This window comes from Edaphobacter sp. HDX4 (genome assembly GCF_036877565.1).
Lineage (GTDB): Bacteria > Acidobacteriota > Terriglobia > Terriglobales > Acidobacteriaceae > Edaphobacter.
The window spans coordinates 143119-156648 of sequence record NZ_JAEDXW010000003.1; the positions used below are offsets into that span (position 1 = coordinate 143119).

12 protein-coding genes are annotated in these 13530 nt (G+C 58.6%); 6 read left to right on the forward strand and 6 right to left on the reverse strand.

Going from position 1 to position 13530, the window contains the following annotated elements; all coding sequences use genetic code 11:
- Positions 1-7 precede the first annotated feature (7 nt).
- Complete coding sequence (locus tag JAO29_RS04810) at positions 8-562, forward strand: DUF4136 domain-containing protein (RefSeq protein ID WP_334267048.1); 555 nt, start codon at positions 8-10, stop codon at positions 560-562.
- 89 nt (positions 563-651) lie between these two features.
- On the opposite strand, the gene gyrB is transcribed toward JAO29_RS04810, so the two are convergent.
- Complete coding sequence (gyrB, locus tag JAO29_RS04815; protein WP_334267049.1) at positions 652-3294, reverse strand: DNA topoisomerase (ATP-hydrolyzing) subunit B; 2643 nt, start codon at positions 3292-3294, stop codon at positions 652-654.
- 771 nt (positions 3295-4065) lie between these two features.
- Between gyrB and rpmI the strand changes: the two genes are divergently transcribed.
- The 4 genes from rpmI to JAO29_RS04835 all read left to right on the forward strand — a co-directional run bounded on the left by rpmI (position 4066) and on the right by JAO29_RS04835 (position 7142).
- Positions 4066-4263: a 50S ribosomal protein L35 gene (rpmI, locus tag JAO29_RS04820; protein WP_026388341.1), complete on the forward strand. Its 198-nt coding sequence runs from the start codon at positions 4066-4068 to the stop codon at positions 4261-4263.
- A 221-nt stretch (positions 4264-4484) separates the two neighbouring features.
- Entirely contained in the window at positions 4485-4865 is a 381-nt protein-coding gene (gene rplT, locus JAO29_RS04825) for a 50S ribosomal protein L20 (RefSeq protein ID WP_334267050.1), read from the forward strand.
- Positions 4866-4974: 109 nt separating this feature from the next.
- On the forward strand, positions 4975-6360 hold the full coding sequence (locus JAO29_RS04830; RefSeq protein ID WP_334267051.1) for an FAD-binding oxidoreductase: 1386 nt from the start codon (positions 4975-4977) through the stop codon (positions 6358-6360).
- 5 nt (positions 6361-6365) lie between these two features.
- Positions 6366-7142 (forward strand): SDR family oxidoreductase, encoded by a 777-nt coding sequence (locus JAO29_RS04835; protein ID WP_334267052.1) that lies wholly within the window; start codon positions 6366-6368, stop codon positions 7140-7142.
- 8 nt (positions 7143-7150) lie between these two features.
- Here JAO29_RS04835 and JAO29_RS04840 read toward each other — a convergent pair whose 3' ends face one another.
- From JAO29_RS04840 to JAO29_RS04860, 5 genes are all read right to left on the reverse strand, one after another.
- Entirely contained in the window at positions 7151-7333 is a 183-nt protein-coding gene (locus JAO29_RS04840; protein WP_334267053.1) for a hypothetical protein, read from the reverse strand.
- Positions 7330-8112, reverse strand: coding sequence for a transglutaminase family protein (locus JAO29_RS04845; RefSeq protein ID WP_334267054.1), 783 nt, complete (start codon positions 8110-8112; stop codon positions 7330-7332). The genes JAO29_RS04840 and JAO29_RS04845 overlap by 4 nt, the downstream gene beginning before the upstream one ends.
- 74 nt (positions 8113-8186) lie before the next feature.
- The gene (locus tag JAO29_RS04850; protein ID WP_334267055.1) at positions 8187-9143 is read right to left on the reverse strand and encodes an alpha-E domain-containing protein; all 957 of its coding nucleotides are present in this window, start codon (positions 9141-9143) and stop codon (positions 8187-8189) included.
- Between the two features lie 12 nt (positions 9144-9155).
- Positions 9156-10583, reverse strand: a complete 1428-nt coding sequence (locus tag JAO29_RS04855) for a circularly permuted type 2 ATP-grasp protein (protein ID WP_334267056.1) — start codon at positions 10581-10583, stop codon at positions 9156-9158.
- Between the two features lie 105 nt (positions 10584-10688).
- Positions 10689-11324, reverse strand: a complete 636-nt coding sequence (locus tag JAO29_RS04860; protein ID WP_334267057.1) for a cysteine dioxygenase — start codon at positions 11322-11324, stop codon at positions 10689-10691.
- 200 nt (positions 11325-11524) lie between these two features.
- On the opposite strand from JAO29_RS04860, the gene typA reads away from it, so the two are divergent.
- Positions 11525-13342, forward strand: a complete 1818-nt coding sequence (typA, locus tag JAO29_RS04865) for a translational GTPase TypA (RefSeq protein ID WP_334267058.1) — start codon at positions 11525-11527, stop codon at positions 13340-13342.
- Positions 13343-13530 lie beyond the last annotated feature (188 nt).

The window sequence follows — 13530 nt, forward strand, 5'->3', positions numbered from 1 at the left end:
GGGCCGTATGCGACTTCGTAACATCCTCCGTTCAACACTTCCTCTGGCGGTCGGATTTCTTCTTGCCACCTGCGCCATGGGACAGAAGGTCCAAACCGATTTTGATCAATCGGCTAACTTCTCCAACTATCACACCTACGCCTGGACGAAGGGCACACCCGTGCCCAACCAGTTGATGGATGAGCGTGTCATCAGCAGCATCGATCAACAACTCGCAGCCAAGGGACTCCAGAAAGTCACGGACCCCGAGACGGCCGATCTCCTTGTCAGCTATCACGCGGCTGCCGGACACGAGACGCAACTCAATACAACCGGCATGGGAGGCTGGGGAGGTTGGGGAGGATACCGCTATGGCGGCATGGGGGGAATGAGCACCACCACCGTAACCAACATCCCCGTGGGACAGATTGTTGTTCTCCTCGGCGACAACAAGACTCACAAAGTCGTCTGGCGCGGTACAGCCTCAGACACGGTAAGTGACAAGCCCGAAAAGAACGCCAAGAAGATTCAAAAGGCCGCGGCCAAGATGTTCTCCAAGTACCCGCCCAAGCCCAAGGGCTGAAAATGGATACAAAGCAGAGCGGCCTCGCGAAGTGAATCGCGAGGCCGCTCTGCTTAAGCAATCGATGAATCGAATGATCCGATGGATCCTTAGATATCCAGGTTCTTCACATCCAGGGCGTTCTCTTCGATGAACTTCCTGCGGCTCTCGACGTCCTCGCCCATCAGCGTGGTAAAGATCTCCTCGCATGCGGCAATGTCTTCGAGCTTCACCTGCAGCAGCGTACGCCGCTCCGGATCCATCGTCGTCTCCCACAGCTGCGGAGCCGTCATCTCGCCAAGACCCTTGTACCGCTGTACCTGGTACTCCTTTCGGCCCTGCTCGATTACATATTCGAAGACCTCGCGTGCCGTCTTCTTCTCCACCGGATCCTGGCTGGCCTTGCCCGGACGCTTGCCTGGCTTGGCCTCGAGCGCCGTCCCGGGAGCGGCCGCCGTCTCAGCTACGCCCTCTTCCGAGGCGACCTCTTCTGCCTCTTCCGTCGCATCTCCCTTCGCGCCCTTCACCGCATACTCGATCACATATGGCCCGGTCAGCTGTTCCTTGATCTGTGCATGCTTGCCCAGCATCTGCCGCGTCTCAGGAGCCGATGCCAGTGTCCAGTCGATCGTCCGAACCGCGCCCTGGGAATCCGTAAAGCTCACCGAGTACATCTTGTGCTCCTCGTCGAACTCCACGTCGCTCACATGCTTGAACTGGTAAACCTTCGCCACGGCCTCCAGCTTCGTCTTCATGACCTTTAGCTTGTCAGGCGACTCGAAGTCCGCGCGCTTGGCCGGTTCCTTGCCCTCATTGGCAAACAGGTCGGCGAACTCGCGCATCACCTCTTCATTCCTCAGGCGCTTCTGCGACTTGTCCGAGAACTCGAGATAGTCCTTCAACTGACCCATAAACTTGGTCAGGGACGCGCCCTCCAGCTTCGCTCCGCCATCGCCGTAGTGGATCACCATCCCGTCTGAGGCGCGCTTCACCATCACCGAGACGTACTCGCGGTCGTCCTTGATGTACTGCTCGAACTTGCCCTTCTTGATGCGGTACAGCGGTGGCTGCGCGATATACACATGGCCCCGCTTGATCAGCTCCGTCATATGGCGGAAGAAGAACGTCAGCAGCAGCGTGCGGATGTGCGATCCGTCAACGTCGGCATCGGTCATCAGGATCAGCTTGCCGTACCGCAGCTTGGAGACGTCGAAGTCATCCTTGCCGATGCCGCAGCCGAGCGCTGTGATCATCGCGCGGATTTCTTCGTGCCCCAGCATCTTGTCGTAGCGGGCCTTCTCCACGTTGAGGATCTTACCCTTCAGCGGGAGGATGGCCTGGAACTTACGGTCGCGTCCCTGCTTTGCGGTTCCGCCTGCGCTCTCACCCTCGACGAGATACAGTTCGCAGCGATCCGGCTCGCGCTCCGAGCAGTCAGCCAGCTTGCCTGGCAGTCCACCGCCGTCCAGCGCGCCCTTGCGCCGCGTAAGGTCGCGGGCTTTTCGAGCGGCTTCACGCGCACGTGCGGCGTCGATGGCCTTGTTGATGATCTTCTTGGCGACCTGCGGATTCTGCTCCAGGAAGGCTCCCAGACGCTCGTTGATGAACGCCTGCACCGTGCCTGCAATGTCGGAGTTCAGTTTGCCCTTGGTCTGGCCTTCGAACTGCGGCTGCGACAGCTTCACGCTGATCACGGCCACGAGGCCTTCACGCACGTCGTCGCCGCTCAGGTTCTCCTTCACGTCCTTGAACAGGCCCATCTGCTGGCCGGCCCAGTTGATCGTGCGAGTCAGCGCCGCCCGGAAGCCCTGCAGGTGGGTTCCGCCGTCCACCGTGTTGATGTTGTTCGCAAACGTAAAGATCGTCTCGGAGTAGGCGTCGTTGTACTGCAGCGCAATCTCCATGGCCACGTTGTCGCGCTCGGCCTCCATGTAGATCGGCTTCTCGTGCAGTACCTGCTTGCCCTTGTTCAGGTGCTTGATGAACTCCGCAATGCCGCCGACGTACTTGAACTCCTGGTGCTTCGCCTCGCCGGTCTTCGTATCGGTAGTGCGCTCGTCGGTGAGGTGAATCTCCAGGCCCTTGTTCAGGAAGGCCAGCTCGCGCAGCCTCTGGGCCAGCGTGTCGTAGTTGTACTCGGTCACGGTAAAGATCGACTTGTCGGGAAGGAAGTGGACCTTCGTTCCCAGCTTCTTCGACGGACCCATCTGCCGCAGCTTGCTGATCGGATCGCCCTTGGAGTAGTCCTGGGTCCACGCATAGCCGTCGCGCCACACCTCGACGTCAAACTCTTCGCTCAGCGCGTTCACGCAGCTTACGCCTACCCCGTGCAGACCGCCGGAGACCTTGTAGTTCGAGGCGTCGAACTTGCCTCCCGCGTGCAGCATCGTCAGGACCACCTGCACGCCCGGCATCGTCTTCCCGTTTACCGTCTTGTTGTCCACGGGAATGCCACGGCCGTCATCCGTCACGGTGATGGAGTTGTCCACATGGATCGTCACATCGATGCGAGTCGCATGCCCGGCCAGAGCCTCGTCGACGGAGTTGTCCACCACCTCATACACCAGGTGGTGCAGTCCCTGCTCTCCGGTCGAGCCGATATACATGGCGGGACGCTTGCGAACTGCAGCCAGACCCTCGAGAACCGTAATGTTCTCCGCAGAGTAGCCTCCCGAAGCCTTGGGCTCCGCGCTGCCTGTCGTCTTTTCGTCTTGTAAAACTTCCGCTCCGGTGGGGATTGCCGTAGATGCCATGGATCTCCTGATCTAAGTTCGTGAAAAATCCTCTGGCGAACCTGCCTGTTCATCCGCGAAAAGCCGCGTCAATCAAGCACTTTAGACAGGTTTCAGCCGGGATTCTGTTTAACTTAAGTATATCACGCTCAGGGGCGGGAAAAGACCTGAAGCCGGTAGGTATCCAGGCCGATTCGCTCATTACTAAGCAATTGAAACTAAACCACTTAATCTCGATATTTTCATGACGGCCCTGGCTGCTTCCCGGACCCCATGCGCGTCTCGCTTTGGCCGTGTCTCCTGATCGATTTCCTGTCAACCCTGCATCTCGCCTAAATGCAACATAATAAATGGCTTATAGGGTGCCGATCTACCCCGCTCCATCGACTATTCTAGAGATAGGCTCATCAGCACGGTTGGATCCATCCAGCCTCAGCCGTGCCGCAAGCGGCTCAGACCTCCAAGCGATTTAGCCGCTGAGGTCCGCCGAGCTTGGGGTCGGATGGAGCCGAAACAGCCAATTTGGATGAAGAAGCGCGCACCCCAAAAAAGTGTCATCTTGAGCGAAGTCGAAGGATCTGCGTTTAAGCCTTTTAATTCAATACTTTGAACGTAAGTACCTTGGAATCAAGAATTTGCCGAACAGGTCCAAGCCTAAGTGCAATGAATACGAGATTTTGCGCAAAATCGCGTAGGGTGGGGTCCCTCGGCACCAATCAAAAACCGCTCCAGAGGAGAGCTTTCCTGTATACTCGGTAAGTTGTCCAAAAAGCAGTAAGCCTAGGATCACCAATGCCAAAGTTGAAGACACACTCAGGCGCGGCCAAGCGCTTCAAGAAGACCGGCACCGGCAAGTTCAAGCGCGGCCAGTCCAAGATGCGCCACATCCTCACCTCGAAGAAGACCAAGACCAAGCGCAAGCTTGCCAGTATCGTCCTGGTCTCCGTCGCGGATACGCCTAAAGTCGCACGCATGCTCCCCTACGCCTGATAAAAAGACAAAAAGTCTTTAGTTTTGGGAATAAGGGAACGTGCTAGTTTTTCAGGTCGAGCCGCTGGAGACAGCAAAGGGCCGGTAAAAGCGTAAAGGCCCCTGGAAATCTCACAAGCACGAGCGAAGTGAGTTCCACCGAGATCTGAAGTTGCAAAGCGAGTGAAGAGGCAGACCTTACCTCCAGCCGCACAAACGATGTACGCAAAAGGAGAACACCGATGCCCCGTGTAAAACGGAGTACAAAACGTAACGACCGCCGCAAAAAGATCCTCAAGCGCGCCAGTGGTTACTTCCTCACGAAATCCAAGCTCTACCAGGCAGCCCAGGAAGCCGTCGAGCGCTCCCTGATGTTCGCCTACACCGGACGCAAGCAGAAGAAGCGTCAGTTCCGCTCCCTCTGGATCGTCCGCATCGGCGCCGCCGCCAAGCTGAACGGCATGAGCTACTCGACCTTCATCGACGGCCTCAAGAAGGCAGGCAACGGCCTCGATCGCAAGATCCTCGCCGACATCGCCGCCAACGACGCAGCCGGCTTCACCGCGCTCGCTGAGCAGGCCAAGGCCGCTCTGGCCGCCGCAAAGACTGCCAAAGTCGCCTAAGGTAACCCCCTACTGGAGAGAGGCGCGACCACGGCTGCGCCTCTCTCGTCTCTCCTCCTCCCCATCCGTGGAATACTGCAATGCAACATGGATCGTCTATCCTGACTCTATGCCGACTGCCCCCACAGCCAACCAGCAGCTGACCCTCCGCAGCACTGGCGACGAGCCAGCCGGAAAAGCCTCCTTCGAATCCTGGGGCCGCTATCCCGTCTATCAGGCCAACATCATCCCGCTGCACTGGCAGACCGACTATCCAGCCATCGTGCAGAACGTGCCCAATGGAATCCTCCCGGTCGGCCTTGGCCGCAGCTATGGCGACGTCTGCCTCCTCAAAGGCGGCAATCTCGTCGCCACGCCCGGGATGAACCGCCTGATCGCCTTCGATCCCGAGACGGGTCTCCTGACCGCCGAGGCAGGAATCTCTCTGGCGCAGATCCTCGACTTCGCCGTTCCCCGCGGCTTCTTCCTCCCTGTAACGCCGGGAACGAAGTATGTCACGCTCGGCGGCGCCATCGCGAACGACATCCACGGCAAGAACCACCACATCGCCGGGACCTTCGGCCGCCATGTCACCGAGTTCGAGCTGGTCCGTTCCGACGGAAGCGTCCTTCGCTGCTCACCGGCAGAAAATCAGGACTTCTACGAGATGACCATCGGCGGCCTCGGCCTCACGGGGCTCATCCGCTGGGCCACCCTGCAGCTCAAGCCCATCGTCTCCAGGCTGATCGATTACGAGGGAATCCAGTTTCACGGGATCGACGAGTTCCTCGCCCTGACCGAAGCCAGCAAAGAGATCGAGTACACCGTCAGCTGGGTCGATTGCACCTCGACCGGCAAGAACTTCTGCCGCGGCATCTTCATGCAGGGCGATCACTCGACCAAGCGTGCTCCGCTGCAGCCGTCACCCGAGCCGAAGCTCGTCTTCCCCATCGACGCTCCCGGATTCGCGCTCAACCATCTCAGCGTTGCCGCGTTCAATACGGTGTTCTTCCATAAGCAGATCAAAGAGCGGGTCACGACTCTTCAGGATTACGAGCCATTCTTCTACCCGCTCGACAAGGTGCTGCACTGGAATCGCATGTACGGCAAGAGTGGCCTGCTCCAGTTCCAGTACGTCATTCCCTGGAACAACGCTCGTGAAGGCACGGTCGCGATCCTCAAGGAAGTGGCGAAGTCCGGTCTGGCCAGCTTCCTCGCCGTCCTCAAAGCCTTTGGCGACGTTCCTTCTCCTGGCGTGATGAGCTTCCCGCGGCCGGGAATCACGCTTGCTCTCGACTTCCCCATCAAACCCGATAAGAGCTTCCCGCTCTTTGAGCGTCTCGCGGACATGACGCTCGAGTTCGGGGGCCGTCTCTATCCGGCCAAGGATGCCGCAATGACCGCGGCTCAATTTCAATCCTTCTATCCCGAATGGGAGAAGCTAGCTCGCTTCCGCGATCCTATGATCACCTCCAGCTTCTGGGAGCGCGTAACCGGAGACCAGCCCAGTCTATGAGTCAAATGGCAACGACAACAGCCGCACAGAACCCCACCGCCGCCTCGCGCAAGATTCTCGTCCTCGGAGCGACGTCCGGTATCGCCGAAGCTACCTGCCGCATCTGGGCCTCGCAGGGAGCCAGCCTCTTTCTTGTTGCTCGCAATGCGGACAAGCTGGCCGCCGTCGCCGCCGATCTTCGCGCTCGAGGCGCCAGCTTCGTTGACACCGCGGTAGCCGATCTGGACGACACAGAGCGTCACGCCGCTCTGCTGGCCCACGCAGTCAACTCACTCGCCGGTCTCGATGTAGCTTATCTGGCACATGGTGTTCTCGGCGATCAGCAGCAAGCCGAGCAGGACTTCAATACTGCGGCGCACATCCTGCACACGAACCTGATGGCTCCGGTCTCGCTGATCACGTGGCTGGCCAATTTCTTCGTCCAGCGTCGCAGCGGCGTGATTGCAGTCCTCTCGTCAGTCGCAGGAGATCGTGGCCGCAAATCGAACTACGTCTACGGCTCCTCGAAGGCAGGTCTCTCTGCATTTCTCGCAGGTCTTCGCAACCGCATCGACCGCGAAGGCGTGACCGTGCTCACCATCAAGCCCGGCCCGACCAGGACTGCCATGACGGCGGGAATGAAGGGTTCAGAGAAGTTCGCTGATGTGAATGCCGTGGCAAAGTCGATCGTCGCTGCCATCGACAAAAGGGCTGACAATCTCTATGTGCCATTTCAGTGGCAGCCCATCATGTTCGTTATCCGCAACATCCCTGACCGCATCTTCAAGAAGATGAATCTCTAAGCGGGAGCCTAGATCTCCAGGCTGCGCAGATCGATGGCTTTTTTGACCTGCTGCTGCTGAGCCACCTGCTGCTGTTTTGCAGCAGGCCGAATCTGCTCCGGCAGCTGAGTCGCTTTCTCGACCAAGATCGACCAGTCTTCCGGAACCGGAAGCTCATGGTCCAGCCCCGCGGTCGCTTCGCTTGGAGTCACCCGAACCGCGACCGTGAGGTCGCTGGCAGCAAACCCGCGAAACATTCCCCGCGTCGGCGGAACATCGGCATAATCCCGGCCAATCGCGGTGCGAATATGACGTTCTCCAGTAACCAGCCAGTTGGTCGATCGAAACCCACCCAGCCGAGTTGAGGAAGAAAGGCTTCGATCCATGCATGCGTGGCCGAGTGGAGAGATCGGTCGTGATCGGCGGCGCCATGGTAGAGATAACCGCTGACATAGCGGCAGGGAATTCTCAATCTGGACCGGATCAGGGTGATCATGATGTGCGCAAAATCCTGGCACACACCTGCCCTCGTCCCCAGGGCTACATCGATGGGAGAGTCGACCGCGGTTGACTTCGGCTTGTAGTCGAAGTACTCGAAGATCTGCTGATTCAGCTGATGCAGTACCATCAGCGGATCATCCCGCCGCCGCACGTCCAGGTGATCGCCCAAGGCTTCCAGCGCATCCGTCGGGCCCGCGAATTCACTGGGCAGCAGCATCTCCCAGTAGTCACCCTTCTCCACGAGCGCATCGAGTTCGGTCCAGGCGTCGGGCGCAAGAAACGAAGGGATGTGGGAGGAGGCCTGTACCTCGACCAGAGACTCTGCAACGACTACCAGCTGCGGATGCAGTCCAGGAATGTCGAAGTGATGCACGTGGTTGGCGAGATGATCGCGATAGCTGAAGACACGACAACGAGGACTCACGGATAGATGGAAGGTGAGGCAGCGTTGGTTGTGATCGCTGCGCGGATGCATCCGCGTCTCCATCATGCTCTCGCTGACCGGCTGGCTGTAGAGGAACTTCGTCAGATGACGGATCGAATAAAACAGGGCGGAGCTCCTTTCTAGCCTGCCAGCGCTATTTGGATGGAGTAGTCGATGTACAGCTCATAGATCGTGTTGTGGATCGCGCGGCACTGCGCCTGAATGTTCTGCAGCACAGTAACGGCATCCTGGTTCAGAATGTCGTCGATGCTGCTGAAGCTGAGCATCGCATGCAGACGACCTGCGAGCCGGTGCAGCGGTTCGGCACGCTGTTTTCCGCTCTCCTGCTGAATTGCTTCGAGCGCATTTTGCATTGTGTCGATCGCAAATCGCAGCGAGTGGGGGAATCGGGGGTCCAGAAGAAGAAACTCTAGAACCTTCTCGGGCGAAAGATCCGCTGTGTAGACCTTGCAGTACGCCTCGAACGCTGTCGCGGAGCGCAGTAGTCCCATCCACTCCAGATACTCGCTTCCCTCCGGAATGCGTTCGGGGTGAATCCAGAGATCTTCATGGTAGGCCTCGAGCAGCATGGCAGTGGCGGTTGCGCGCTCGATGAAGCGGCCCACCTGAATGAAGTGCCAGCCCTCACCGTGACTCATCGTGGAATCCGTAATGCCCTGGAACTGATGAATGGAATCCATCACCAACTGGAGAAACTCAGTCGGGTCAATTTCGTTTTGCAGATTGGGCCGCGTCGCCTGAAGGTACAGCGAGTTGAGCTGATGCCACTGTTCGGTAGAGATCTGCTCGCGCACGTGCCGGGAGTTCTCCCTGGCAGCTACGATGCAACTGACGATCGAGCCCTTCTTCTGTGCGTCGTGGGAGAGAGTTTGCGTCAGCGCATAAGGATCGCCGTTCCACTCCACATCGTGCGGTGCACCGATCGCATGCAGCACACGCTCCCATCGGAGTCCTGAACTCGCTGAGGATTCATCGAGCATCAGGTTCAGGTTCACATCGAGCAGACGAGCGGTGTGCTCGGCGCGCTCGAGGTAGCGACTCATCCAATACAGGCTATCGGCTACACGTGACAGCATCGGCTACTCCTCTCACTGGCTTAGCACCCAGGTATCTTTACTACCGCCACCCTGCGAGGAGTTCACCACCAGCGATCCCCGCTTGAGCGCGACGCGGGTCAGGCCGCCGGGCACGACGGTCACCTTATCGCCGTACAGGACGTAAGGCCGCAGATCTACGTGTCGCGGTTCCAAAGCATCATCGACCAGGCAGGGGGCACGAGAAAACGAGATGGTTGGCTGTGCGATGTAGTTCCGGGGATCGGCCTCGATCTTGCGCGCAAACTCTTCTCTCTCCTCGGCGGTGGACTGCGGCCCGATCAACATTCCGTAGCCGCCACTCTCACCTACTGCTTTGACCACAAGCTTGTCCAGGTTTGCGAGTGTGTGCTGCTTCTCGCTTGGGCGCGTCATCAGGTAGGTCTCGACGTTTTTCAAAACCGGGTCTTCGCCCAGGTAATAGCGAATGATTGCGGGAACGTAGGCGTAGAGCGCCTTATCGTCGGCGACACCGGTGCCGAAGGCGTTCGCAAGGGTAACGTTGCCGGCGCGATATGCATTGAAGAGGCCCGCCACGCCCAGGATAGTGTCGGGACGGAAGGCGAGCGGATCGATGAAGTCATCATCGACGCGACGGTAGATCACGTCTACGCGCCGGAGCCCGCAGGTTGTCCGCATGTAGACGACGTTGTCGTGAACCACGAGGTCACGGCCCTCGACCAGCTCAATTCCCATCTGGCGGGCGAGGTAAGCGTGTTCGAAGTACGCCGAGTTGAAGACTCCCGGTGACAGCAGGACGATGTTCGGTTCAGGTCTTCCCTCGGGCGCGAGCGAGCGCAGCGTTCCCAGCAATAGCTGGGTGTACTGTTCGATGGGACGAACGTTGTAGCTGCGAAACAGCTGCGGGAAGATGCGCTTCATCACGCGACGATTGGTCAGCATGTAGCTGACGCCGCTGGGAACGCGGAGATTATCTTCAAGGACGACAAACTCGCCGTTTTCCAGGCGGATGAGGTCGGTGCCGCAGATGGCGATATAGATGTTGCGCGGAACCTGTAGCCCGATCATCTGGCGGCGGTAATGCTTGCAGCTGAAGACGACTTCGCGCGGAACAACGCCGTCGCGCAGGATGTGGCCTTCGTTATAGATGTCTTTCAGGAAGAGATTGAGCGCGGTGATCCGCTGCACCAGGCCATGCTCGACCTTGCCCCACTCCGCTGCCGTGATGATCCGGGGCAGCAGGTCATAGGGGAAGATCTTCTCTGTGCCTTCCTGTCGGCCATAGACCGTGAAGGTGATTCCCTGGTTCAGGAAGCTGAGATCTGCGGCCTGTTTTCTCCGCTGCAGCTCATCGGGAGGGAGAGAGGAGAACAGCTGAAGCAGCGGTTCGTAGTGCTGACGGAGATCCTCAGAGGAGGCGAACATCTCATCGTAGGCGTGGTCCAGCAGATAGGTTTTCATTGCCATCTGCGCGAATTGCATCGATGTCGATTGGGCCATGGAGGAGTTTTGAGTATAGCGGGAGTGCGGTCGAACGACCAACTGGAAAGCACTGCGAGAGTCGTTCTATTTTTCGAGCCGATGGCCTTCTCTGCTGAAATAGCTCAGCTGGCGGCGATAGCAGCGCTGCTTTTCGAGATCGAAGGCGATGCAGGAATCGAACGGCCTGGAGTAGACGTGCAGGCTGATGCAGCCCGTGGTTCCGGAGTTTTCTATCTGATGGATTGTCTGCAGCTTGTCTACGGTGACCATGCCAGTACCTTCAGCGCAGCTGATGGTGCGGATCTTGTCGATCTCGAGCTCGGTGGCTCCGCCGAGGCAGTCGATGTTGACGACGTTCTGGTTCTCCGGCGCGTTGCAGCTGGTGTGATGATATTCATGCGTCAGGACTTCGCCCTGAGAGACTGTCATCCATCCGAGCTGGCCGTTGTGCGTGTGGATCGCGGTCTTCTGGCCTGGCGACCAGCAGATGGTCATGACTTCAAAGAGTTCGTCACGATAGATGAGGTTGCGTGTATAGAAGCTCTCGCGCCACCAGGTGTAGTCGTGCAGGACCTCGGGCCGCAGGGTCGTGGCGGCCATGTAGGCAGCAATCTTATCTTTTGTGATCAGGTCCCGCTCCAGCTCGCGTAGTCCGGCGATGAAGTCCGCTACGCTGGTCCGAAGCGGGTGGGTACAGGCGGCGATCTCTGGGCTCGACATGGGCTTATTCCTTAGGCGGTGCTTCTTTCTTCATTATCTCGCGGGAAAGAGTGATATTTATCACGTTTTTACCATGTGTTCTTGATTCCTCGGAGGTCAGCAGCCCTTACGGTGCATCATCTGCGGTAAACTTAAACAACGCGCGCATTTTCAGTCTTTCCCATCCTTAGGCGCGTACAAAAGACAGGACATTCAACGCAGTGAGCCAGCAGCCGATCCGAAATATCGCCATCATCGCCCACGTCGACCACGGCAAGACCACTCTCGTCGACGCCATGCTTCGCCAGTCAGGCACCTTCCGTTCGAACGAAGCTGTCGCCGACCGAGTCATGGACTCGAACGACCTTGAAAGAGAGCGCGGCATCACGATTCTGGCCAAGAATACGGCCATCCACTACAAGGACTCGAAGATCAACATCGTCGATACGCCTGGTCACGCCGACTTCGGCGGCGAAGTGGAGCGCGCGCTGAAGATGGTCGACGGTGTAGTCCTGCTGGTCGACGCTTCGGAAGGCCCGCTGCCGCAGACGCGTTACGTGCTGGGCAAGGCGCTTGAGGCCAAGCTGACGCCGATCCTTGTGATCAATAAGATCGACCGCCCCGACGCACGTCCCCAGGAGGTTGTGAACGAGGTCTATGACCTGTTTATCGACCTCGATGCCGATGAGAACGTTCTGGACTTCCCGATCATCTACACCAACGGCAAGGCCGGTACGGCGACGATGGACCTGGCGACGCCGGGTACGGACCTGATGCCGCTCTTCGACCTCATCATCAAGACGATCCCGGTCGCGCCCGGCTCGCCCGAGGGCGATCTGCAGGTGCTGGTCACCAACCTTGACTACTCGGACTACCTGGGCCGTCTCGCGATCGGCCGGGTCTTCAACGGCACCCTGCGCAACGGGCAGGAGGTCAACGTCTCGCGGGCTGATGGCTCGCTGTCCCCGGTCAAGATCACCAAGCTCTTTACCTACGATGGCCTGAAGCGCATCGATACCAACTCCACCGACGTTGGTGACATCGTCGCGATTGCGGGCATCGAGAACATCACCATCGGCGATAGCTTCTGTGCGATCGAGGACCCCAAGCCTCTGCCACGCATCAAGATCGATGAGCCGACCATCGCCATTGTCTTCACGGTCAACAACGGACCGTTCGCGGGCAAGGAAGGCAAGCAGGTCACCAGCCGCAACATCAAGGAGCGCCTGGAACGCGAGCTCCTGGTCAACGTCTCCATCCGCGTCGAGGACACCGGTTCGCCAGACAGCTTCAAGGTTATGGGCCGCGGCGAGCTGCAGCTCTCCGTGCTGATCGAGAATATGCGTCGCGAGGGATTCGAGCTGATGGTCTCGCGTCCGACGATCGTCACCAAGCGCGTCAACGATGAGCTGATGGAGCCCTCGGAGATCCTTTCGGTCGACGTACCGGAGGAGTTCTCCGGTACGGTCATTATGAAGCTGGGACCACGCAAGGGTGAGATGACCAAGATGTCGAACCACGGCTCAGGCCGGGTTCGCATGGAGTTCAACGTGCCGTCGCGTGGCCTGATCGGTCTGCGCAACGAGATGCTGACCGAAACCCGCGGCACGATCATCATGAACTCAATCGCGGGCGACTATATCCCTTACACGGGTGAGATTCCTCAGCGTCCTTCGGGCGCTCTGATCTCCGACCGCCAGGGAACGACGACGACCTACGCACTCTCGGGCCTCGAAGACCGCGGCGTTCTGTTTGTTCCGGATGGCATCGAGGTCTACGAGGGCATGATCGTCGGCGAGCACTCGCGCGACAACGATCTGGACGTGAACTGCGTGCGCGAAAAGAAGCTGACGAACATGCGTGCTTCGGGTTCTGACGATGCGCTGCGCCTGACGCCGTACAAACAGCTGACGCTGGAGCAATCGATCGAGTTCGTCGCAGAGGATGAGCTGGTTGAGGTGACTCCCAAGTCGCTGCGCATGCGAAAGAAGGTTCTGCAGGCGAATCGGCGACCGCGGAAGGGCCAGCCCGTCGACTAGCCCCACCCCGTCACTTTTGTGCAAAATCTTCCATCCAAAAGGTTTAGGTCCGGACCTCGGTCAGAATCCTAATCAGGAATAAAGAAAAAGGCCCGGGAATCTCTCCCGGGTCTTTTCTTCTTTCTCTTCCAGTATAGCTGTCGCGCTGGAACTCGCTGGCATAGCATATATACCTTATTTTGAATTAC